This window comes from Rhizobium skierniewicense Ch11, assembly GCF_023757665.1.
In the GTDB taxonomy this organism is placed as follows: domain Bacteria; phylum Pseudomonadota; class Alphaproteobacteria; order Rhizobiales; family Rhizobiaceae; genus Agrobacterium; species Agrobacterium skierniewicense.
In genome coordinates this window covers 276,807-300,052 of the sequence record NZ_RXPG01000029.1, presented here as the reverse complement: position 1 = coordinate 300,052, position 23,246 = coordinate 276,807, and the positions used below count along the sequence as shown (strand labels likewise).

General features: G+C 58.1%; 22 protein-coding genes and 1 other RNA gene. 17 read left to right on the top strand and 6 right to left on the bottom strand.

Features of this window, described 5'->3' with window-relative positions; all coding sequences use genetic code 11:
- Positions 1-131: 131 nt before the first annotated feature.
- Together EKM04_RS19865 and EKM04_RS19860 are read left to right on the top strand one after the other, a co-directional pair.
- Positions 132-590, top strand: a complete 459-nt coding sequence (locus EKM04_RS19865; protein ID WP_183896785.1) for a YbaK/EbsC family protein — start codon at positions 132-134, stop codon at positions 588-590.
- Between the two features lie 125 nt (positions 591-715).
- Complete coding sequence (locus tag EKM04_RS19860; RefSeq protein ID WP_183896784.1) at positions 716-3,067, top strand: transglycosylase domain-containing protein; 2,352 nt, start codon at positions 716-718, stop codon at positions 3,065-3,067.
- A 64-nt stretch (positions 3,068-3,131) separates the two neighbouring features.
- Here EKM04_RS19860 and EKM04_RS19855 read toward each other — a convergent pair whose 3' ends face one another.
- Positions 3,132-3,704 (bottom strand): c-type cytochrome, encoded by a 573-nt coding sequence (locus EKM04_RS19855; RefSeq protein ID WP_183896783.1) that lies wholly within the window; start codon positions 3,702-3,704, stop codon positions 3,132-3,134.
- A 148-nt stretch (positions 3,705-3,852) separates the two neighbouring features.
- On the opposite strand from EKM04_RS19855, the gene EKM04_RS19850 reads away from it, so the two are divergent.
- Both EKM04_RS19850 and EKM04_RS19845 read left to right on the top strand, forming a co-directional pair.
- Positions 3,853-4,608, top strand: a complete 756-nt coding sequence (locus tag EKM04_RS19850; protein ID WP_183896782.1) for a 3-deoxy-manno-octulosonate cytidylyltransferase — start codon at positions 3,853-3,855, stop codon at positions 4,606-4,608.
- Between the two features lie 13 nt (positions 4,609-4,621).
- The gene (locus tag EKM04_RS19845; RefSeq protein ID WP_174151704.1) at positions 4,622-5,479 is read left to right on the top strand and encodes a prephenate dehydratase; all 858 of its coding nucleotides are present in this window, start codon (positions 4,622-4,624) and stop codon (positions 5,477-5,479) included.
- Between the two features lie 14 nt (positions 5,480-5,493).
- On the opposite strand, the gene nudC is transcribed toward EKM04_RS19845, so the two are convergent.
- Both nudC and EKM04_RS19835 read right to left on the bottom strand, forming a co-directional pair.
- Positions 5,494-6,462: an NAD(+) diphosphatase gene (gene nudC / locus EKM04_RS19840; protein WP_183896781.1), complete on the bottom strand. Its 969-nt coding sequence runs from the start codon at positions 6,460-6,462 to the stop codon at positions 5,494-5,496.
- Positions 6,462-6,923, bottom strand: coding sequence for an HIT domain-containing protein (locus EKM04_RS19835; RefSeq protein ID WP_183896780.1), 462 nt, complete (start codon positions 6,921-6,923; stop codon positions 6,462-6,464). The genes nudC and EKM04_RS19835 overlap by 1 nt, the downstream gene beginning before the upstream one ends.
- Before the next feature lie 31 nt (positions 6,924-6,954).
- Here EKM04_RS19835 and ffs point away from each other — a divergent pair.
- The 3 genes from ffs (at position 6,955) to EKM04_RS19820 (ending at position 9,404) form a co-directional block, all read left to right on the top strand.
- An RNA gene (ffs, locus tag EKM04_RS19830) (signal recognition particle sRNA small type) lies at positions 6,955-7,051 on the top strand.
- A 139-nt stretch (positions 7,052-7,190) separates the two neighbouring features.
- Complete coding sequence (locus tag EKM04_RS19825) at positions 7,191-9,059, top strand: DNA polymerase III subunit gamma/tau (RefSeq protein WP_183896779.1); 1,869 nt, start codon at positions 7,191-7,193, stop codon at positions 9,057-9,059.
- Positions 9,060-9,080: 21 nt separating this feature from the next.
- Positions 9,081-9,404: a YbaB/EbfC family nucleoid-associated protein gene (locus EKM04_RS19820; RefSeq protein ID WP_174151708.1), complete on the top strand. Its 324-nt coding sequence runs from the start codon at positions 9,081-9,083 to the stop codon at positions 9,402-9,404.
- Positions 9,405-9,410: 6 nt separating this feature from the next.
- On the opposite strand, the gene EKM04_RS19815 is transcribed toward EKM04_RS19820, so the two are convergent.
- Positions 9,411-10,025 carry an MOSC domain-containing protein gene (locus tag EKM04_RS19815; protein WP_183896778.1) on the bottom strand — a complete coding sequence of 205 codons (615 nt, stop codon included), beginning with the start codon at positions 10,023-10,025 and terminating at the stop codon, positions 9,411-9,413.
- A gap of 55 nt (positions 10,026-10,080) precedes the next feature.
- On the opposite strand from EKM04_RS19815, the gene recR reads away from it, so the two are divergent.
- From recR to EKM04_RS19765, 10 genes are all read left to right on the top strand, one after another.
- Positions 10,081-10,686, top strand: a complete 606-nt coding sequence (gene recR / locus EKM04_RS19810) for a recombination mediator RecR (RefSeq protein WP_174151710.1) — start codon at positions 10,081-10,083, stop codon at positions 10,684-10,686.
- A gap of 46 nt (positions 10,687-10,732) precedes the next feature.
- Entirely contained in the window at positions 10,733-11,998 is a 1,266-nt protein-coding gene (locus EKM04_RS19805; protein ID WP_183896777.1) for a lytic murein transglycosylase, read from the top strand.
- Between the two features lie 206 nt (positions 11,999-12,204).
- Positions 12,205-12,390, top strand: a complete 186-nt coding sequence (gene rpmF, locus EKM04_RS19800; RefSeq protein WP_003507205.1) for a 50S ribosomal protein L32 — start codon at positions 12,205-12,207, stop codon at positions 12,388-12,390.
- Positions 12,391-12,553: 163 nt separating this feature from the next.
- Positions 12,554-14,377: a sensor histidine kinase gene (locus EKM04_RS19795; RefSeq protein WP_174151712.1), complete on the top strand. Its 1,824-nt coding sequence runs from the start codon at positions 12,554-12,556 to the stop codon at positions 14,375-14,377.
- Positions 14,374-15,738 (top strand): sigma-54-dependent transcriptional regulator, encoded by a 1,365-nt coding sequence (locus EKM04_RS19790; RefSeq protein WP_174151713.1) that lies wholly within the window; start codon positions 14,374-14,376, stop codon positions 15,736-15,738. The genes EKM04_RS19795 and EKM04_RS19790 overlap by 4 nt, the downstream gene beginning before the upstream one ends.
- A 215-nt stretch (positions 15,739-15,953) precedes the next feature.
- On the top strand, positions 15,954-16,937 hold the full coding sequence (locus EKM04_RS19785) for a tripartite tricarboxylate transporter substrate-binding protein (RefSeq protein WP_183896776.1): 984 nt from the start codon (positions 15,954-15,956) through the stop codon (positions 16,935-16,937).
- Positions 16,938-17,009: 72 nt separating this feature from the next.
- Entirely contained in the window at positions 17,010-17,471 is a 462-nt protein-coding gene (locus EKM04_RS19780; protein WP_174151715.1) for a tripartite tricarboxylate transporter TctB family protein, read from the top strand.
- A gap of 8 nt (positions 17,472-17,479) precedes the next feature.
- On the top strand, positions 17,480-18,985 hold the full coding sequence (locus EKM04_RS19775; protein WP_183896775.1) for a tripartite tricarboxylate transporter permease: 1,506 nt from the start codon (positions 17,480-17,482) through the stop codon (positions 18,983-18,985).
- Positions 18,986-19,091: 106 nt separating this feature from the next.
- Positions 19,092-19,304 carry a SlyX family protein gene (locus tag EKM04_RS19770; RefSeq protein ID WP_042616170.1) on the top strand — a complete coding sequence of 71 codons (213 nt, stop codon included), beginning with the start codon at positions 19,092-19,094 and terminating at the stop codon, positions 19,302-19,304.
- A gap of 31 nt (positions 19,305-19,335) precedes the next feature.
- Entirely contained in the window at positions 19,336-19,869 is a 534-nt protein-coding gene (locus EKM04_RS19765) for a DUF924 family protein (protein WP_183896815.1), read from the top strand.
- 76 nt (positions 19,870-19,945) lie between these two features.
- On the opposite strand, the gene dnaJ is transcribed toward EKM04_RS19765, so the two are convergent.
- Both dnaJ and dnaK read right to left on the bottom strand, forming a co-directional pair.
- A complete protein-coding gene (gene dnaJ, locus EKM04_RS19760; RefSeq protein ID WP_183896774.1) occupies positions 19,946-21,079 on the bottom strand; it encodes a molecular chaperone DnaJ in 1,134 nt (377 codons plus the stop codon).
- Between the two features lie 133 nt (positions 21,080-21,212).
- Positions 21,213-23,117 (bottom strand): molecular chaperone DnaK, encoded by a 1,905-nt coding sequence (gene dnaK, locus EKM04_RS19755; protein ID WP_174151719.1) that lies wholly within the window; start codon positions 23,115-23,117, stop codon positions 21,213-21,215.
- Positions 23,118-23,246: the final 129 nt, after the last annotated feature.

The following is a 23,246-nucleotide window of genomic DNA, read 5'->3' as shown; positions in this document are numbered from 1 at the left end:
GCTTCGATGATTTGAAAATACCATATTCGATAGCGATGAACAGTCGAGACATTGCAGCGCAGCATTGCGTAAAATGCATACCTCTCTATCGAAACCTTGCTTCTGTGAAGCGCAACGCCTAAAGATTACGCATGAGCCTTGAATCCGTCAGAGAATTCTTCGCACGTCGTGCACCCGAGATCGGCGTGCTGGTGACCGAGGACAGTTCTGCGACTGTGGCTATGGCGGCGCTGGCCCACAATGTCGATCCAGATCAGATCGCAAAGACGATTTGCCTGAGGGCCGGAGACATCGTTCTTCTCGTCGTCACTGCCGGCACAAAAAGATTGGACAATCGCAAATTCCGCGACCGATTCGGTGCCAAACCGCGCATGTTGGGCGGTGACGACGTCGTGGAGGTGACCAGTCATCCCATCGGCGGCGTTTGCCCCTTCGGTCTGCCCTCTGCCATGCCCGTCTATTGCGACATCTCGCTCAAGGCCTATGACGAAGTGGTACCGGCAGCCGGAGCCACCAATGCCGCCGTGCGCATTGCACCCGATCATATGGCAGCACTCACGGCGGCGGAGTGGATCGACGTCTGCCAGTGACGGCAACGTGATGGTTCGACGTCCTTAACCCCACCTTAAATCGCCGCATTTAAGCTTCATCGGGATCGAAAGGCGATCACGGTGCAGCAGATCGAAGCGCCACATCATGGAGCAATTTCCCGCTAATGGCAGGTAACGGCAAGTCACGCCAGCGCGTAGAACCTTCTTTCGGGGATTTCAAGGAATCCGGCGATGATCTGCGTCTGGATGAAAGCGACCGCATTACCGGCAACAAGGGCAAAGCGCGCGGCAAGACGTCCGCGACCTATGACGTTGACGATGCACCGGCACCCAAGCGCCAGCGCGCAAAACCGTCTCGCGCGCAAAAGCGGCAGACGCGTTCCGCTGGCGGCGGCATAACTGGTTTCATCCGCACATTCGCCTATTGGTGCATCGTGCTTGGCATATGGGGCGGTATCGGTGTGGCAGGTCTCGTTGCCTACTATGCCGCGCGTATGCCCAGCGCCAGCACATGGTCGATTCCCGAGCGTCCGCCCAACCTCAAAATCGTCGCGGTCGATGGTTCCGTTCTTGCCAATCGCGGTACGACGGGGGGCGAGGCGCTGGCGCTAGAGGATATGTCGCCCTATTTGCCCCAAGCCGTCATGGCCATCGAAGACCGGCGGTTTTATTCGCACTTCGGTGTCGACCCGCTTGGCCTTGCCCGTGCCATCGTTACCAACATCGTCAGCGGTCGCGCTGTCCAGGGGGGGTCAACACTCACTCAGCAACTGGCGAAAAACCTGTTCCTGTCTCCCGACAGAACGCTGGAGCGCAAGATTCAGGAAGTTCTGCTCGCCTTCTGGCTGGAGCAGAAATACACCAAGGATCAGATCATGGCGATGTATCTGAACCGGGTCTATTTCGGCTCCAACGCTTATGGTGTTGAAGCGGCGTCGCGTCGTTATTTCAACAAGTCCGCCCGGGACGTCAATCTGGGCGAGGCCGCTTTGCTGGCCGGATTGCTTAAAGCGCCGTCGCGCCTGTCACCTGCGCGAGATCCTCAGGCCGCCGAAGAGCGTGCGCAGGTCGTTCTGCAGTCGATGCAGGATGTCGGCTTCATAACAGAAGACGAAATCAAGACAGCCATGTCACAGCCACCCACCAAGGCCAAGCGCTTCTGGTCTGGTGCCGAACACTATGCCGCCGATATGGTGCTCGATGAAGTGCGCATGCTGGTGGGCGATGTTAAGCAGGATCTGGTGGTCGATACGACCATCGATCTCGATCTGGAGAAAGAGGCTGAAAAGTCGTTGTCCGACGTCTTGAAAAACGAGGGCAAGAAGCTCGGCGCATCGCAGGCAGCACTGGCCTCCATCGATGGCACCGGTGCCATCAGGGCCATTGTTGGCGGCGCTGACTATTCCCAAAGTCAGTTCAACCGCGCATCCAAGGCCAAGCGCCAGCCCGGTTCGGCCTTCAAACCCTTCGTCTACATTGCCGCGTTGGAAAATGGCCTGACGCCCAATTCGGTGCGAAACGACGCGCCGGTCAAGATCGGCAAATGGACACCGGAAAATTACGATCAGAAATATCGCGGCGAGGTCACCCTTGCTACCGCACTGGCCAATTCGCTCAACACCATCGCAGCCCAGCTCGTCATGGAAGTCGGCCCTGAAAGGGTCACTCAGGTGGCGCACCGCATGGGCATCGAATCGGATTTACAGGCCAATGCCTCCATTGCGCTGGGAACGTCGGAAGTCTCGCTTCTGGAGCTGACCTCGGCCTACGCGCCGATGATGAATGGCGGCTTCAAGGCCACGCCGCACATCGTCAAGCGAATCACCGATGCCGATGGCAAGGTTCTCTATGAGAACAAATATGACAATCCGCCACGGGTGCTGAGCGAAGCGATTGCCGCCACCATGAACAGCATGTTGACCGGCGTCATCAATGCGGGCACCGGCAAGGCCGCCAAGCTCAAAGGCTGGCAGGCGGCGGGCAAGTCCGGCACCACGCAGTCCTTCCGCGACGCGCTGTTCGTCGGCTATACCAGCACGCTGACAACGGGCGTCTGGTTCGGCAATGACGATGGCACCTCCATGAAAAAGGTGACCGGTGGTGGCCTGCCCGCTAAGGCGTGGAAGGAATTCATGACGGCTGCCCACTCCGGGCTGACGCCATCGCCGCTCTTCGGTCTTGGCAATTTAGGCACCCCTGAGATCGGTCAGCCCATGGCCGATGCACCGACTGCCCTGCCAAAATCGCTCAGTGATCTCATATCCAATGCACTGGGTGGAAACGGTGCGCCTGTCCCGGCTAACTATCCGGCAGCACCAGTCGGTCGCGACCAGACCGCATCAAACCCGCAATATCCGCCGGTCGATGCACCGTCCCAGCAGTTCCCGCAGCATCAGCAGCAGCAGCAATATGATGGCGGTCCTGTACCCCCGGCCGATATCGGCGGCGGTGGTTTACAGCAAAGACAGCCCGCACCGAAACAGACGACCCTGTTCGACATTCTGATGGGCAACTGATCGCACGTCTATGTCGCATCCATCTGGACAGAAAAAAGCCCGGTCGAGCCGGGCTTTTTTCGTTTTAGTTGATCTGTTCAGGCGGCGCATTCGGATCCGGCAAGGGAGCCGGATTGGCCGAAAGCGTGCGCAGATAAGCGATCAGATCGGCGCGTTCCGTTTCTTTCTTGATACCGGCAAAGCCCATGGCTGTACCTGGAACGTGCTTCTTCGGCGCCTCGATGAAATAGCTGAGGTGGTCGTAGTCCCACTTCACGGTGCTACCCTTGGAAAAGTCCTTCATGCCAGCCGAATAGCTGAAACCTGCGTGGCTGGCGATCGGGCGATTGACGACGTCATAAAGATTAGGACCGACTTTGTTGGGGCCGCCGCTCTCCCCGGTGTGACAGCTCGTACACTTTTTGAAGACGGTCTCACCCTTCGCGGCGTCAGCGCTGGCGAGAAGCTTTGCAATTGGCGTGGCAGCGGCGGCGGGTTCACCGCTGGCGCTGTCAGCACTTGTTTCTGCAACAATGGCGTAGCCTTCCTTTTCCGGCGCTGGCGCGTGGAAAATTCCCTCGGATGCGATCGACACCGACATCAGGACGAAGATCGTGCCCAATAGGGCACCAACCGCCATGTTAACACGTGAATCCATTGATTTGCGCTCCCTCACAACCGTTCGCATAAACGGACATCTTGAAATTGCTCGAAAGCTATGGCTTTTGCACAGCCTGCGCAACTTGAATATGTTCCCCGCACCGTGACGTATTGCCACTTTTCAGGCGGGATTTGAAGGGTGTTGGATGAATAATAACGTTTTCGAAAAGGCCATTGTCCTTATTCCGGCACGAATGGCCTCCACACGCCTTCCCGGAAAGCCTCTGGCGGATATTGCGGGCCACCCGATGGTCGTTCAGGTTGCAATGCGCGCGCGCGAAGCAGGTGCTGAGCGCATCGTCGTCGCTGTCGATCATCCCGATGTCTTTGACGTGGTGAAGAATGCCGGTTTCGAGGTGACGATGACGAGCCTCGACCACCAGTCCGGCTCCGACCGGATTTTTGAAGCCCTGCAAAAAGCCGACCCGCACGGCCGCGCCGAATTCATCATCAACGTTCAGGGCGATCTTCCAACGATCGAGCCGGAGACGATCCGTGCCTCACTCCGTCCCATGGAAAATGCCTCGACTGATATAGCCACGCTGACGGTCGAAATCACCGATGAGGAAGAAAAGACCAACCCCAGCGTGGTCAAGATCGTCGGCAGCCCGATATCCCAGACACGTTTGAAGGCACTTTATTTCACGCGCGCGACGGCACCCCACGGCCAGGGTCCGCTTTATCATCACATCGGGCTCTACACCTACCGCCGCGCAGCACTCGAAAGATTCGTGTCCCTCAAGCCATCGGCCCTTGAGATGCGTGAAAGCCTCGAACAGCTACGGGCGCTGGAGGCCGGCATGCGCATCGATGCGGAAATCGTCCATTCGGTGCCGCTGGGCGTCGACACACAAGTGCAGCTCGACAAGGCGCGCGAGATTTTGGGAAACACAGGCAGATAATGGCGATCAAATCATGAGCAGCAATTCGATTGCCTTTCAGGGCGACTATGGCGCCAATTCCGACATGGCCTGCCGCGATGTCTTTCCGCAGCTTGACCCGCTGCCGTGCCCGACGTTCGAGGATGCCTTCAACGCGCTTGAAAACGGTGACGCCGATCTTGCGATGATCCCCATCGAAAACACGCTCGCGGGTCGTGTCGCCGATATTCACCACCTTTTGCCCGAATCACGCCTGCACATCATAGGCGAATATTTCATGCCCATTCGCTTCCAGCTGATGGTGTTGCCGGGTGTGAAGAAGGACGAGATCAAGACCGTCCACAGCCACATTCACGCGCTGGGACAGTGCCGCAAGATCATTCGCTCCAACGGCTGGAAGCCCGTCGTTGCAGGCGATACGGCCGGTGCGGCAAAGCTGGTCTCCGAACTGGGCGATCGCAGTATGGCAGCGCTTGCGCCGCGGCTGGCATCAGATCTCTACGGTTTGGAAATCCTGGCAGAGAATGTCGAGGATTCGGACAACAACGTCACCCGTTTCGTCGTCCTGTCGCGCGAGGAAGACTGGGTCAAGCGGACATCGCCGGAAGAGGTGATCGTCACGACCTTCGTCTTCAATGTCCGCAACATTCCAGCCGCGCTCTACAAGGCCATGGGCGGCTTTGCGACCAATGGTATCAACATGACGAAACTGGAAAGCTACCAGCTGGGCGGCAAGTTCGTGGCCACGCAGTTTTATGCGGATATTGAAGGCCATCCCGAAGACGAGCCGGTGCGCCACGCTTTGGAAGAACTGCGTTTCTTCTCCGAAAAAGTTCGTATTCTCGGCGTCTACAAGGGCCATGCCATGCGGCGCAAGCTCAACATCCTCTAAGCTTGCGATCCGGTTTATTCAGCCGTGTCCCATTCGATCCAGTCGCGCATCAAACGGTGCGCGATGGCACCGCGTGGTGGTGGTGACTGGCCGTTGGCCGCCCCCATCTCCAGAAGGGTAGCCACCTCGTCGCGGCTAAACCAGCGGCAATCTTCAAGCTCTGCCTCGTCGCGGGTGATATCGGTCGACAGCGCTTCGGAAAAACAGCCGATCATCAGCGTATGGGGCATCGGCCAGGGCTGGGAGGCATGGTAACGCACCCGGCCAACAGCGATATTGGCTTCCTCATGCGTCTCGCGGCGAACAGCGTTTTCAATGGTTTCGCCGGGTTCGACGAAGCCCGCAAGGCAGGAATACATGCCGGGTGGAAAATGCGCTCCACGACCCAGCAGGCACAGTTCCCGGTCCAGATCGATGGTCAGCATAATGACGACGGGATCGGTACGCGGGAAAATCGTGTGGCTGCACGCAGCGCAAATCCGCTTGTAACCGCCGATATGCAGTTCCATCGCGCCGCCACACCGTCCACAAAAACGATTGTCTGAGTTCCAGTGAAGAAGGCTCACAGCCTGCGCGACCTCGCCCAGCAATTCCTCACCGATCAACTGATCGCGATAGAGGCTGCGGGCATCGACAGGCTTGAAATGGCTGGCAAGATTGTCTTCGGCGGTTCGCACCGGCACTGCGACGCGTGGCTCGCCATTGTCCTTGTATCCGAGAAGAACAGCATTTTCGAAATCGGGATCGAGCTCGGCCAGCTCGTAGGCCGAAAACAGCGGGTCCAGAACCTGACCGTCATGCTTGAGCACGAGCTTGGTACCTGCAAAGGCCAGAAGATGTGTACCTTCCACCTTCAGCGCATCGGAGACACAGCTTTCGGTTCGCTTTTCGGCCAGACGATCCAGATCATTCTGGGCGAATGCGGTCAGAGTGCTGGGTTCCGGATGGGGGGAGTTGGTATCGAATATGCTTTTTGAATTCATCACAATGCGCCGGCCAGTTTCTTCATGAGATCATGTCTGTCATCGTCCGCGTAGGGAACAGCTGTCCCGTGACCCCAGATCGGACCCGGCCAGCATTCATCGCCTTGCCTGCGGGCAATGATATGGACGTGGAGCTGGCGCACGATATTTCCAAGAGCGCCGACATTTATTTTTGTCGCTCCCGTCAGTTCTTTCAGCGCAGAGGCGACCTGATTGGTTTCGAAAGTCACCAGCGCCTGATCCAGCGGGGTCAACTCGAAGAGCTCGCTCTTGTCGTTGCGTTGCGGCACGAGAACGATCCACGGCCAACGCTGGTCGTTTTGAAGACGCATTTGGCACAAACCCAGCCGGGTTATCAGCACGCTGTCGCGCGCCAGTCTTTCATCCAGCCGGAATGTTTCCACGGCATCCTCCCAATTGTTTTGAATGTGATAGCAGTTTTTTGGCAGCTTGGCTTGCATTTGCTTTTATTATTGCCGATATGTGCCTCCGGGAGGTTGGTGGTGGACGAGCCACTCGCCAACCGGGTCAGGTCCGGAAGGAAGCAGCCCTAACGAGCCAGGCACGGGTCGCCGTGCCAGCCTCCCACCTTTTCTATTTCGAAGACGTGCTCAGGTTTCGCCGGGCCAGTTCGGCCTGAAAGCGGGCGCCACCCAAAGCATGTCTCGCAAAAGTGTATAGCGGTTTTGCGACCAAGACATGCGATAGTTTTAACGACTGGCGAGGCGATGAGCGAAACCGGAACCAATCAGCCCAAGACAAAAGAGCAGGGTGCCGGTTACCGGGTTCTGGCGCGCAAGTACCGCCCCAAAGATTTTTCCGACCTGATGGTTGGCCAGGAGCCGATGGTTCGCACGCTGACCAACGCGTTCGAAACCGGCCGCATCGCGCAAGCCTACATGCTGACCGGCGTTCGCGGCGTGGGTAAAACCACCACGGCCCGTATTCTGGCGCGCGCGCTCAACTACAAGACCGACGAAATCGACAAGCCGACGATCGATCTGCGGATTCCAGGTGAACATTGTCAGGCCATCATGGAAGGCCGCCATGTCGATGTGATCGAGATGGACGCTGCCTCCCATACCGGCATCGACGACATCAGGGAGATCATCGAGCAGGTGCGTTACCGCCCGGTCTCGGCACGTTACAAAGTTTACATCATTGACGAAGTGCACATGCTCTCGACGCAGGCGTTCAACGGTCTCCTGAAGACATTGGAAGAGCCGCCCGAGCATGTGAAGTTCATTTTCGCGACGACCGAAATCCGCAAGGTTCCCATCACCGTTCTGTCACGCTGCCAGCGTTTCGATCTGCGCCGCATCAGTGCGGCCGATCTGGTTGGTCTGTTTACCGCGATTGCTGCCAAGGAAGGCTTCGAGGCCGAGAGCCAAGCACTGGCAATGATCGCCCGCGCCGCCGAAGGGTCTGCCCGTGATGGCTTGTCGCTTCTGGATCAGGCCATCGCCCATGGCGGTGGACGGGTCGAGGCGGAAGCGGTTCGCGGCATGCTCGGTCTGGCCGATCGGGCCCGTATTGTCGATCTGTTCGGTCATGTGGTGAAGGGCGATGTCGCCTCCGCCCTGGAAGAGTTTACGGGTCAGTACGAAGCGGGTGCCAACCCCGTCGTGGTGTTGAACGACCTTGCCGATTTCACCCATCTCGTCACCCGCATGAAATATGTGCCGGACGCAGCCGACGACCCATCTCTGTCCGAGGTCGAGCGTGTCAGTGGCGCTGAGTTCGCCGATACGATTGCAGTCTCTGCACTATCGCGCATCTGGCAGATGCTGCTGAAGGGCATTCCTGAAACCGAAAATGCCTCGCGTCCGGCCGGTGCCGCCGAAATGGTGCTGATACGGCTCTCGCATGCCGCCAATCTGCCCGCCCCGGAAGATGCCGCACGTCGTCTCCTGGAGCTTTCCAACGGCGAAGGTGGTACGTCCGGCAGTGGAGCGCCATCCGGCGGTGGCAATGGCGGCGGTGCGCGGGCTTATTCGTCCACGCAGGCTGTCGCATCCGCTCAGCTTTCACCGCAACGCCAGACATCGCCACAGCCGACAGCCCTGTTGCGCGCGGTGCCGGACGCTCGCCCGCAGGAGATGCAGGTTGCAACGCCAAAGCCAGAGGAACGGCTGGAACCCAAGGTTCCCGTCAATTCCCTGAATGATATCGTTGATCTTTGCACCAAGCACCGTGACCCAATTTTGAAGGCGAGATTGCGCAATTTCGTCCATGTCGTGCGGCTGGAGCCCGGGCGGTTCGACCTGCGGCTCGGCGAAGGTGCGCCCGGCTCGCTTCCCGGAGAGATCGGCACGAAGCTGAAGGAATGGACCGGCATCCACTGGGTCGTGTCCATCAGCAAGGAGACTGGCGAGCCGACGCTCGTGGAGGCCGAAGGCAATGCGCGCGAAGCCCGCTTCGTCGATGCGCGCCAGGACCCGGATGTCGCTGCCATTCTGGCGCAGTTTCCCGGTGCAAAGATTACCGACGTCCGCATCCGCGCACCCCTGGTGGATGACGTCGAAGAGATCGCGCCGCCCTCCGTTGCCGAATCCAGCGAAGGCGATATTTTGCCGGGCGACGACATAGAATTCTAAGCAAAAGACAGGAGTTTCGACATGCGTGACATCATGGGAATGATGGGCAAGGTCAAGGAAATGCAGGCCAAGATGGAAAAGATGCAGGAAGAGATTGCTGCACTTGAGGTCGAGGGAACATCCGGTGGCGGTCTGGTTACCGTCAGGATGAGCGGCAAGGGATCTCTGCTTGGTGTGAAGATCGATCCTTCGCTTTTGAAGGAAGAGGAAGTCGAAATTCTCGAAGACCTGCTGGTTGCAGCCCATAATGACGCCAAGCAGCGCGCCGAAGCCGTCACCGCTGAAAAGACGCGCGACCTCACCGCCGGTCTGCCAATCCCGCCGGGCATGAAGCTTCCCTTTTAATCGACCTCAACCGTCCAGCATGGCCCTGAAACGGCTGGCAAGCGGGGTGGTGAGATAGGCATCCCGCTCCGCTTGCGACAGTCTGCACGGCCTGAACCGTTGAAGAATGACGGGTATCGGCAGCTTGGTCCCCTGATAGGGCGTGAACGTCACCACTTCATCGGTGGCGATCATGCCCCCTTTGAGCACACGACAATAAAAGCCTGGCTGTCCCGCCTGCTTGAAGCGAGGCGCGAAACCATCGTCGCCAATCCGCGTTGACAGTGTGGCACAGGGAATGCGGGCGGCGGTCACTTCCAGCTGCACCTCTGCTGCTATCAACCGGTCGCCCACATGCATCTGAGCGCTGTCGATGCCTTCGATCACAAAGTTCTCCCCGAAAAATCCGGGTTCGATGACAAATCCCAATTCGCGCGACCAGAAATCGAGATCTACGGAGCCCATGACGTAAAGCGCCTGATCCGGCCCGCCATGGTGCTTTTTGTTGCAGACGGCGTCGCTGACGATACCGGCCTGATCGACCAGAACAGGACCTTGCACGGGATGTTTGAAAATCCCGGTTTTCGATGTTTTTCCGGGCAGGATTTTCGCATCGGCCCGGCAGATGGCGCGTATTTTCATGGGATGCTTTCCGCTTGTGATTCCCGTTATGACATTTATGCAGTAGAAAGCGCTCATGGCAAAACGAGTCACCGGCCCAGAAATCGAAAAACTCATCCAGCTTCTGGCCAAGGTGCCGGGACTTGGGCCCCGTTCGGCCCGCCGCGCAGCACTGCATCTGATCAAGAAGAAAGAGCAGCTTCTCGGCCCGCTCGGTCATGCCATGGGTGACGCCTATGACAAGGTGAAGGTGTGCTCGCACTGCGGTAATGTCGACACCATGGACCCCTGCACGGTCTGCACCGATGATCGCCGCGATCAGGCCATCATCATTGTGGTCGAGGATGTTTCCGACCTCTGGGCTCTGGAGCGGGCAGGCGCCATGAACACCGCCTATCATGTTCTGGGCGGTACGCTATCGCCGCTCGATGGTGTGGGACCAGAAGACCTGAACATCAAGGGGCTGATCGAACGCGTCAGCGAAGGTGGCATTCGTGAGCTCATCATCGCGGTCAACGCCACTGTCGAGGGACAGGCGACGGCGCACTACATCACCGACCGGCTAAGCGATCTCGGCGTCAAGATCACTCGTCTTGCCCATGGTGTGCCGGTCGGTGGCGAACTGGATTATCTCGATGAAGGCACGTTGACCGCAGCCCTGCGCGCCCGAACCGTGATCTGACACGCCAAGCATTGGTCTCTGGCCGGTTGACTGAAAAGGAAACGGAATGCGTCTGAAAACGATTGGCCTCATCTTCGCCACTGCCGCCTGTCTTGTGCCAGCCAGTGCAACACTTGCGCAAACGAACCCGACGGGTGCCGCCGCTGCCAGATACGATGCCGCCTTCAACACATGGCTGAAACAGGACATCTGGCCGGAAGCACGCCAGGCCGGTATTTCGCAAAAGACGCTGAACGCAACGCTCACGGACCTGTCCATAAACTGGAAGTTGCCCGATCTCATCATTCCCGGTCAAAAGCCACCAAAGGAACAGGCGCAAAGCCAGGCAGAGTTTTCGTCGCCCGGCGCTTATTTTTCAGAGCAACGTTTGCAGGGCCTGGCGGCAACAGGCCGTTCGCTGGCAGCAACACATGCCGCGACGCTCAAGCGCATCGAGGCGACCTATGGCGTCCCTGGCAACATCATCATTGCGGTCTGGGGCCGGGAATCCGGCTTCGGTCGCGCAAAGCTGCCCAACTCCGTCATCGACGTGCTGGCAACCAAGGCCTACACCTCCACCCGCAAGGACATGTTTCGTGACGAGCTGATCGACGCCCTGAAAATCGTTGAAAGCGGCGATATTTCAGCGTCGAAGATGATGGGCTCATGGGCGGGCGCCCTTGGCCAGCCGCAATTCATGCCCTCCAGCTACCTGAAATATGCCGTTGATTTCGATGGTGACGGTCACCGCGACATCTGGAATTCCGTGCCTGATGCCCTCGCATCCATAGCCAACTATCTTTCCAAGCGTGGCTGGCAGCGAAACCGCGATTGGGGTTTCGAGGTTTCCATACCAGACGATGTATCCTGTGCGCAGGAAGGTCCTGATCTGGCCCGCCCGGTTGCGGACTGGCAGAAGATGGGCATCCGCCGCGTCTCCGGAAAAGCCTTTCCTTCCAATGATTTGACAGCGGATGGCATGATGCTGGTTCCGGCTGGTCGCAACGGACCGGAATTCGTGGTGACGCCGAATTTTTATGTCATCAAGGAATACAACAACTCCGATCTCTACGCGCTTTTCATCGGCAATCTGGCCGATCGTATCGCCTATGGTGCGGGGCCGTTTCAGGGACAGTGGAGCGATGTCGGCTCCATGCTGCGCTCCGATGTGCTGGCCATGCAAAAGGCGCTGGTCGCGAAGGGCTATGATGTCGGAAAAGCCGATGGCCTCGCAGGCTTCAAAACCCGTCGTTCCCTGGGAGACTGGCAGTCGAAAAACGGCATGCGGCCGACATGCTTTCCGCAAGCGTCGTTGAAAGCCAGACTGAAGTAGTGTAGGGCTTAGCGCGATTAAAGTCTGGCGTCACGGTCGCGACGCGAAAGCCTCATCGGCCCCTTATCGAAAAAATATGGGGAAGGGCTGGTCAAAGCCTGATGGGGCATGTATAAGCGCGCCAAAATTCAGATATAGAAACATGAGACATTCGGCCTGGGTCCTGGCTGGTTCCCGTGTTTCGCCGCTTCAGTGGAGTTACACAAATGGCAGTACCTAAGAGAAAAACAAGCCCGTCCAAGCGCGGCATGCGTCGTTCGGCCGATGGCCTGAAGTCCGCAACATATGTTGAAGACAAGAACTCCGGCGAACTTCGTCGCCCACACCACATCGACCTGAAGACAGGCATGTACCGTGGTCGTCAGGTTCTGACACCGAAAGAAAGCGCTTAATCTTTAGCGCAGTCTTTGATTGACGAACAAGCCGGCCCCTGGGTCGGCTTTTTTGTTTTGATCGGAGCCGGTTCGATCCCGCTTGGAAAATCAGGCGCCTCCACTTAGACTTGTATGAGGGAGAGCGGACATCGATCAGTCTGCCATGTGGAGGGGTGAGCCGGTGAGATATCGCTGGATCGGTGTTGTCATTGTTTGCTTGGGCCTTGGCGGTTTCGCCTTGACCAAGGGGAGCGATCTCGTTGCCGAAAGCTATTTCGATGAGGTCGCCGCTCAGGGCGGCACGACGCTGAGGCTGGCGGTCTCGGCTCTCGGTGGGCATCTCAGTCGCTATGAGCCGCTGCCCGCATTGATGGCTGATCACGACGATATCGAGGAGCTTGTCGCGCATCCCCAGGATCAGGCCCTGCGGCTGCGCGCCAACATCTACCTTAAATCCATCAACGATTTGCTGAAATCCTCGGATATCTACATCATGACGCTGGATGGCGAGACGATTGCCGCCAGCAATTACGACGGTCCGGCAAGCTTCGTCGGACAGAATTTCAGCTACCGTCCCTATTTTCAGGATGCGGCCAAAGGCCAGCAATCGAAATTCTTCGCGCTCGGCACCACCTCGCACAAGCGCGGTTATTATTTCGCTTCACCCATCCTCTTCAACACCGAAATCAAGGGCGTCATCGTTTTCAAGGTGGATATAGAAGGCATCGAAGCGTCCTTTGGCAATGGCGAAAACCGGATTTTTGTCAACGATCCCGAAGGCATCATCTTCATGACGGGAACGCCGGAATGGCTTTATGCGGCCGTGCAGCCATTGACGCCCGAGCGCATTGCGAAAACCGAGAGATCACGCCGCTATTCCGACGCCAACCTTACGCAGCTTCGCCTTACCCGCAGCACGTTCGGCAAAAACGACCTGATGACCATTCGCGAGGGCGATCAGGACCGGGAGTATGTCTTCCTGTCCCAGCCGATGCCGGATGCAGGCTGGACGGTCAATGTGCTGATGGACACGGGCTCGGTGCGCACGCAGGTCAAGACGACGATGATTGCCATTGTTCTGTGCCTTTGCCTTGCCGTTGCGCTGGTGGCTGCCATGTTGCAGCGGCGCAAGAGCCTTCAGGACAGGCTTGTCCATCAGGCCGAAGCGCGTGCCGAACTGGAGCGACGGGTGGAAGAACGCACGGCCGACCTTGCCCGCGTCAATGTCGACATCAAGCATGAGATTGCCGAGCGCAGGCAGACGGAAAAGCGGCTGCGCAAAACCCAGAAGGATTTGATCCAGGCTGGAAAGCTGGCGGCACTGGGACAGATGTCGGCTGCTCTGTCGCACGAGTTCAACCAGCCGCTGGCTGCGGCCAAGACCTATGCCGAAAGCGCATCTTTGCTGATAGAGCGCGGGAGAGTGGGCGAGGCCTCGGACAATCTCAAGCGCATCTCCGCGCTGATCGACCGCATGGCGGCCATTGGCAAGCATCTTCGCAATTTTGCCCGCAAACCCAACGAAAAGCTCGGCCCCGTGCCACTGGATACCGTCGTCAGCGACACACTGGAGATCGTCAATGCCCGCCTGAAGGCGGCGGATGCCACGCTGGTCGTGGACCTGGGGCCAGTGCCGCTCAACGTCAAAGCGGGGCCTGTCAGACTTCAGCAGGTTCTGGTCAACATCATCTCCAATGCTGCCGATGCCGTCGAAGGGCTTGAGGATCGCCACATCGATCTCACCGCCCGCCAGGAGGGCGACAAGGTCATTCTGTCGATCCGCGATCGTGGCCCCGGCGTGCCGTCGGCGATCATCGAACGCATATTCGATCCCTTCTTTTCCACGAAGGGTGTCGGCAAGGGGCTGGGCCTCGGGCTGTCCATTTCCTACAATATCGTCAAGGATTTTGGCGGGCGTTTGAGTGTGACCAATCTGCCCGAAGGTGGAGCAAGGTTCGATATGGAGCTGGATGCTGAACTGCCGATGGAGATGGCTGCCGAATGAGTGTGTCGCGTGTTCTGTTGATCGATGACGAGGAGGATTTGCGGCTTTCTACCGCGCAGGCGCTGGAGCTTGCCGGTTTGGAGGTCGTTACAGTCGACAATGCCGATCATGTCTTCGAACTGATCGGGTACAGCTTCGATGGTGTCATCGTCAGCGATATCCGCATGCCGGGCATGGATGGACTGACCCTGCTGCAAAAGGTCCGAGAACTCGATGCGGAAATTCCGGTCATTCTCGTGACAGGCCATGGCGATGTGCAACTGGCGGTCAGCGCCATGCGCAACGGCGCTTACGATTTCATGGAAAAACCCTTCAACGTTCAATATCTTGCGGGCATCATCAAACGCGCCATAGACCGACGTTCGCTCGTTCTGGAAAACCGCAGGCTTCGCGCCGTTGCAGGCAAACGCGACGATCTGGAAACCCGTTTGCCGGGACGCACGCAGGTCATGGTCGATTTGCGCTACCGCATCAGGGCAATCGGTGCCGCCGATGCCGATACGCTGATCATTGGCGATACCGGCGCCGGCAAGGAAGTCGTGGCGCGTGCGCTTCACGATGTCAGTGCCCGCGCCGACAGGCCCTTCGTTGCCATCAATTGCGCGGCCTTGCCGCAGCACCTCATCGAAAGCGAATTGTTCGGCCACGAGGCAGGTGCTTTTCCAGGCGCGCTGCGCCCACGTTACGGCAAGTTCGAACATGCGCGGGGCGGAACGGTGCTGCTCGACGAAATCGGCTCCATGCCTTCAGACATGCAAGGCAAGCTGCTGCGGGTTCTTCAGGAACGCACGATAACCCGTCTCGGCTCCAATGAGAGTGTCGAGCTCGACGTCCGCTTCATTGCCACCAGCAAGGCCGATCTGGCGCAGGAAGCACTGGCGGGCCGCTTTCGGCAGGATTTGCTGTATCGGTTGAATGTCGCCACCGTGCATGTGCCGTCACTTGCCCAGCGCCGCACCGATATTCCGCTTCTCTTTCTCCAACTGGTGCGCGAAGCCGCCGCGCGTTATGGCAGAGACGATCTCGATGTGCCCTCGGAAATCATCTCGACGCTGTCCATGCAGGATTGGCCCGGGAATGTGCGAGAGTTGAGAAATGCCGCAGACCGGCTGGTTTTGGGGCTGGATGGCGGCGCCTCGGAGGGACAGCAGCCTGCCTCGCAGGATCCGGCAAACCTGTCGGCCAAGGTCGCAGAGTTTGAAAAATCGGTTCTGGCAAGAACGATCGCCCTCCACAAAGGCAACCTCAAGGCTGTCTATGAGACGCTCGGAATATCGCGCAAGACGCTTTACGAAAAAATGCAGAAACACGCTCTGACCAAACATGGCCTTATGGATGAAGACCTGAACACACTGTCGTAATCCGTTTGATAAGCTTTGATGGGTGGATTTCTACCCATCGGCGGTGCCCAATGTTTCGATTTCCACCCATCTCGGCGGCTTCGAGGGCTCTTTTCCGTTGGTTTTCATGGACTGCCATTGCGCGCATCTCGACACCGATTGCAAATAGCCTCACCCCGACCGACCGCAATAGGAGTGCGCCGGTCGAAGAGGCCATATTTCATCGGGAGGAAAAGATGAAAATTCTGAAAACCGTCACAGGTGCAGTCGCTGCTGCTGCCGTATCACTGTTTGCCCTGTCCGCGGCTGCGCAAACCTACCCGCAGCGCAACATCACCATGGTCGTTCCCTTCGCCGCAGGCGGCCCGACCGATACGGTCGCGCGCCTTGTTGCCGAATCCATGTCCAAGGATTTGGGACAACAGATCATCGTCGAAAATGTCGGCGGTGCCGGTGGTACCCTTGGTGCAGGCCGCGTCGCATCCGCCGATCCGGATGGTTACACCGTGCTTCTCCACCACATCGGCATGGCGACGAGTGCCACGCTATACCGCAAGCTGGCTTACAACACGCTCGAAGCCTTCGACTATGTCGGTCTCGTCACCGAAGTGCCGATGACCATCCTGTCGCGCAAGACGCTCGAAACGACTGATCTCAAGGGCCTGATCGAATACGCCAAGGCCAACAAGGATACGGTGACCGTCGCCAATGCCGGTATTGGTGCGGCCTCCCATCTGTGCGGCATGCTGTTCATGAGCGCCATCCAGACGCCGCTCGTCACCGTTCCATACAAGGGTACCGGTCCAGCAATGACCGATCTTCTCGGTGGTCAGGTCGATATCATGTGCGACCAGACGACCAATACGACGAAGCAGATTCAGGGCGGCACGGTCAAAGCCTATGCCGTCACCACGCCGAAACGTCTGGATGTTTTAGCAAATGTGCCGACCTCGGCTGAAGCCGGTCTGCCGAACTTCGAAGTCGGCGTATGGCACGGCATCTACACGCCCAAGGGTACACTGTCCGCTATCAACGAGCGGCTGTCCAAGTCGCTTCAGATCGCGCTGAAGGACCCGAATGTCGCTGCCCGTTTTGCCGAGCTTGGCACCACGCCGTCGCCTGAAGCCGATGGCACACCAGCGGCCCTCAAGGCCAAGCTCGAAGCCGAGATACCGCGCTGGAAAACGGTGATAGAGGCCGCCGGTCAGTACGCCGACTGAGCCTGCTTTCAAGCAATCGACCGGTGGCCTTCAAGAGCTGCCGGTCTTCACTCGCCAGCGGGGGACATCACCATGAAATCACTTTCTTTCGACACAACAGAGGCGGTTTGCGGCGCCTTCTTCATGCTTCTCGGCATTTTCTTTGCCTGGCAGTCCTATGGGCTCGAACTGGGAACGGCATTTCGCATGGGCCCCGGCTATTTCCCGCTGGTACTGTCGCTCATTCTTGTCGGGCTCGGCACACTCATTCTCGTGCGGGCCGGGAAGGTTCAGGGCGAGCCGCTGGGGCCAATCGCCTGGCGTGGCATCTTTCTCATTCTGCCGGCACCCATCTTCTTCGGCTTGACCGTGCGGGGCCTTGGCTTCGTGCCAGCGCTTTTCATCAGCGCACTCATCGCATCCTTTGCATCGCATAAGATGAAGCCGGCAATGGCCGTCCTCTTGTCCATTGGCATTACGATCTTTTCCGTCGCAGTCTTCGACTATGGTCTTGGTCTGCCCTTCCAGCGCTTCGGCCCCTGGCTCAATTTCTGAGGTGCATGATGGACCTGTTCAATAATCTGGCGCTGGGTTTTTCCACCGCAACCTCACTCGACAACCTGTTCTTCTGCCTTATCGGCGTGATTCTCGGCACGTTGATCGGCGTGTTGCCGGGCATCGGTGCCACGGCAACCATCGCGATGCTGCTGCCAATTACCTTCCAGCTGGAACCGGTATCGTCGCTCATCATGCTGGCCGGTATCTATTACGGCGCGCAATATGGCGGTTCGACCACGGCCATCCTCATCAATATGCCGGGCGAATCCTCATCCGCCGTCACCGCCATCGATGGCTATCAGATGGCGCGCAAGGGCAAGGCGGGCGTGGCACTGTCGGTTGCAGCGATCGGTTCGTTCTTCGCGGGTACGGTCTCGACATTCCTCGTGGCGATTTTCGCACCACCGCTGACAGCCATCGCGCTGCAATTCGGCGCTGCCGAATATTTCTCTCTGATGGTGGTCGGCCTCGTGTCGTCCATCGCGCTCGCCCACGGCTCCATCATCAAAGCCTTGGCCATGGTGGTTCTGGGTTTGCTTCTGGGTCTCGTCGGCACAGATATCTATAGCGGTACGCCGCGCTTCACGTTGGGCATCCGCGAATATGCGGATGGTTTGAATTTCGTGGCCGTTGCCGTCGGTGTCTTCGGCATTGCCGAAATTCTGCGCAACCTCGAAAACGAAAAGACACGCTCCGTCTTGATGGCCAAGGTCAGTGGCCTCCTGCCCAGCAAGGAAGACTTCAAGCAGATGATCGGCCCCGTTCTGCGCGGTACGGCCATCGGTTCGGCTCTTGGCATTTTGCCAGGCGGCGGTGCCATCCTTGCGGCTTTTGCGTCCTACACAGTCGAAAAGCGTGTTTCGAAACATCCGGAAGAGTTTGGCTATGGCGCCATCGCCGGTGTGGCTGGCCCTGAGTCAGCCAACAACGCCGGTGCGCAGACCTCGTTCATTCCGCTTCTGACGCTTGGTATTCCTGCCAATCCCGTCATGGCATTGATGATCGGCGCCATGATCATTCAGGGCATCGTTCCCGGTCCGAATGTTGCAACCGAGCAGCCCGCGCTGTTCTGGGGCATCATCGCCTCGATGTGGATCGGCAACCTGATGCTGGTCATTCTCAACCTGCCGCTCATCGGGCTGTGGGTGAAGCTTCTGACCATCCCATACTATGTATTGTTCCCGATCATCATGGCCTTCTGCGCCATCGGGGTCTACAGCGTCAACTCCAATGTCTACGACTTATACGCCGTCGCCTTCTTCGGGCTCATCGGCTATGCGCTGGTCAAGCTGCGGTGCGAACCGGCGCCGCTTCTGCTCGGCTTCGTGCTGGGGCCGCTTCTGGAGGAAAACCTGCGGCGGGCGATGATCCTGTCGCGTGGTGACGCAACCACCTTCGTGACGCGTCCCATCAGCGCGACACTGCTGCTGATCGCTCTGGCGGTTTTGGTCGTGGTCTTCCTGCCAAGCGTCAAGAAAAAGCGCGAAGAGGTTTTTCAGGAAGAAGATTGATCGCCTGTTTGATCTTCAAAATTTCAGGGGCCGGGCATCTTGCTCGGCCTTTGTCTTGTTTGTGAGATGCAAAGCTGGCAAAGCAGGCCATGGACAGGAGATCCCGATGGCCGACGACAGCGAAAACCGTATCATTGCGCTCGAAGAAACCGTGGCGCATCAGGCAAAAACCATCGAAGAGCTTTCAGACCAGCTGACCGAGCAATGGAAGGTGGTCGAGCAGACCCGCGCCAAGCTGGACCGGCTGACCGACCGTTTCCTGAACCTCGAGGAACAGTCTCTCGAAGCGCCCGCGATTACCAAGCCGCCGCATTATTGAGGAGAGCATCTTGGGTGTAACTCAAACCGCTATGTCGGCGCCAGAAGTCCTGAATTTCTGGAAAGAGGCCGGGCCGGAAAAATGGTTCGACAAGGACGCCCAATTCGACACGGCGTTTCACGATCGTTTCAGGGAGCTGCATTTTTCTGCGGCAAGACGCGAGTTGGGAACATGGCTTGACGCTGCCGATAGCAGTCTGGCCCTCCTGTTGCTGCTCGACCAGTTTCCGCGCAACTGTTTCAGAGGCACGGCGCATATGTACGCGACCGATCCTCTTGCCCGGTACTATACGCAGGAATGCCTGCGGCGCGGTCATGACATGGCTGTCGATGCGCAGCTTCGCATCTTCGTCTATCTTCCCCTGATGCATTCGGAAGAGCTGCAAGACCAGCACCTGTGCTGCACACTGTGCGAACCGTTGGGCGACCGCTATTTTCCCTTCGCAATCGAACATCGCGATATCATCGAACGCTTCGGTCGCTTCCCACATCGCAACGATGTTCTGTTGCGGCAGAGCACGGCGGAAGAAAACACGTTTCTGGAAGAGGGCGGATTTTCGGGCTGACCGATCCAGCACCTTCATATAAAAAAAGCCGCGCATTCTACCGAAGCGCGGCTTTGTCTTGGAAATCAAGAATGGATCAACCGTCGAAGAATTCCTTCATCCGGGCAAAGAAGCCGGTGGATTCGGGGTTGTTGTCCTTGGAAGACAGTTCATCGAATTCCTGTAGCAGTTCGCGCTGCCGTTTCGTCAGCTTCTGCGGAGTTTCGATCTGGATCTGGATATAGAGGTCGCCTTGCTGCGCAGACCGCAGCACGGGCATGCCCTTACCCTTTAGACGAAACTGCTTGCCGGCCTGTGTACCCTCGGGCACGGTCACGCGCGACTTCGTGCCGTCCAGCGTCGTCACATCGAACGTGCCGCCCAGCGCCGCCGTCGTCATCGAGATGGGAACTGCGCAGTAGAGATCTGCACCATCGCGCTGGAAGAACTCGTGCGGTCGAACCGACAGGAAGATGTAGAGGTCGCCGGATGGACCACCCCTCATACCGGCCTCGCCCTCGCCCTGAAGGCGAATACGAGTGCCGTCTTCGATGCCGGCGGGAATATTGACCGACAGCGAGCGCTCTTCCGTCACACGGCCCTGACCGTTACACTTGGTGCACGGATCCGTGATCGTCTGGCCACGACCGTGACAGGTCGGGCAGGTACGCTCCACCGAGAAGAAACCTTGCGCTGCACGCACGCGGCCCGAACCCTGGCAGGTCGCGCAGGTTTTCGGCTGCGTACCAGGCTTTGCGCCCGAACCGGTGCAGACATCACAGGTGATGGAGGTTGGAACACGGATCTGCGCCGTTTTGCCGGCGAAGGCCTCCTCCAGAGAGATTTCCATGTTGTAGCGAAGATCGGCACCGCGTTCGCGGCCACCGCTGGAGCGCCGCGCACGTCCGCCACCCATCATCTCGCCGAAGATATCTTCGAAGATGTCCGAGAAACCGCCGCTGGCCCCACCGCCAAAGCCGCCGCCTGCATTGCCCATGCCGCCCTGCTCGAAGGCCGCGTGACCGAAGCGGTCATAGGCAGCCCGCTTCTGCGGGTCTTTCAGTGTCTCATAGGCTTCGTTGAGTTCTTTGAATTTTTTCTCAGACTCGGCGTCACCAGGATTCTTGTCCGGATGATACTTCATCGCGAGTTTGCGGAAGGCGCTTTTCAGCTCTTTTTCGTCAGCTGCCCTGCCAACGCCAAGTGTTTCGTAAAAGTCTGCTTTCGCCATGAATCAACACGCCCCGGAAATGGATTTCCGGCTGCCAGACAAAGATGATTTAAGATTGAAACACCTTAAAATCATCAAAGACTTGGGGCAGCCGGATTTCAGTCAAGCATCAATTGGGTTTCAAGAGCCACACTTATGCGGACTTCTTGTCGTCCTTGATTTCCTCATAGTCGGCATCGACGATATCGTCCTTGCCGCCTTCGGCAGAGCCTTCGCCGCCTTCAGCCTGCTGCGCTTCATAGATCGCCTGACCAAGCTTCATGGAGACTTCCATGAGGGTCTGTGTCTTGGCCTGAATGTCGTCTGCATCCGGCTCGGAAGCTTCGACAGACGTCTTCAGCGCGGCAATGGCATCTTCGATGGCCTTGCGGTCCGTCTCGGAAACCTTGTCGCCATACTCCTTAACCGACTTTTCGGTAGAGTGGATCAGGCTTTCGGCCTGGTTCTTGGCTTCAACACCGGCGCGACGCTTCTTGTCGGTCTCGGCGTTGGCCTCGGCATCCTTGACCATCTTTTCGATGTCGGCGTCCGACAGGCCACCAGATGCCTGGATACGGATCTGCTGCTCCTTGCCGGTACCCTTGTCCTTTGCAGAAACCTGCACGATGCCGTTGGCGTCGATATCGAAGGTGACTTCGATCTGCGGAACGCCGCGGGGTGCTGGCGGCAGCCCAACGAGGTCGAACTGACCAAGCGACTTGTTGTCGGCAGCCATTTCGCGCTCGCCCTGGCTGACGCGGATGGTGACGGCAGACTGGCTGTCTTCGGCTGTCGAGAAGGTTTGGCTCTTCTTGGTCGGGATCGTCGTGTTACGGTCGATCAGACGTGTGAACACGCCACCCAGCGTCTCGATGCCCAGCGACAGAGGCGTCACGTCGAGAAGCAGGACGTCCTTGACGTCACCCTGCAGAACGCCAGCCTGAATGGCCGCACCCATCGCAACCACCTCATCCGGGTTCACACCCTTATGCGGCTCCTTGCCAAACAGCTGCTTGACGATTTCCTGCACCTTCGGCATGCGGCTCATGCCGCCGACGAGAACCACTTCTTCGATCTCGGCTGCGGTCAGACCAGCATCCTTCAGCGCTGCCTTGCACGGTGCAACGGTGCGCTGGACCAGATCGTCAACCAGGCTTTCGAACTTGGCGCGGGTCAGTTTCAGTGTCAGGTGCTTGGGACCGGTCGCGTCAGCTGTGATGAACGGCAGGTTGATTTCCGTCTGCTGAGAAGATGACAGTTCGATCTTTGCCTTTTCAGCGGCTTCCTTCAGGCGCTGAAGCGCAAGCTTGTCGCCCTTCAGATCGATGCCCTGATCCTTCTTGAATTCACCAGCCAGATATTCGACCAGACGCATGTCGAAGTCTTCACCGCCAAGGAACGTATCGCCATTGGTGGATTTTACTTCGAAAACGCCGTCACCGATTTCCAGAACGGAGATATCGAAGGTACCGCCGCCCAAGTCGTACACGGCAATCGTCTTGCCTTCCTTCTTGTCGAGGCCATAGGCCAGGGCAGCAGCGGTCGGCTCGTTGATAATGCGCAGAACCTCAAGACCGGCGATGCGGCCTGCGTCCTTGGTTGCCTGACGCTGTGCGTCGTTGAAGTAGGCAGGAACGGTGATGACGGCCTTTTCGACCTTTTCACCGAGATAGGATTCGGCTGTTTCCTTCATTTTCTGAAGAATCATGGCGGAAATCTGGGAAGGAGAATAGCCCTTGCCCTGTGCCTGAACCCAGGCGTCGCCGTTGTCACCCTTGACGATCTCGAACGGGACGAGGCCCTTGTCTTTCTCGACGGTAGGGTCTTCGTAGCGGCGACCGATCAGACGCTTCACGGCAAACAGAGTGTTGGTTGGGTTGGTGACGGCCTGACGCTTTGCAGGCTGGCCGACCAGACGCTCGCCATCGTCGCTGAATGCAACCATGGAAGGGGTCGTGCGTGCACCTTCCGCGTTTTCAATAACTCTAATGTCCTTGCCGTCCATCACTGCAACGCAGGAATTGGTCGTGCCAAGGTCGATACCGATTACTTTTGCCATTTTTCTTCTCTCCTTGAAGCGAGTCGTCGGAACCCCGGGAGGCATTCCATTGACAACTCCTTGACTTGGATGGGTCTTCCGGTTTTGTCAGCATTTCTGCTGGTCTGCGGGGTATATAAGGAGCGATTT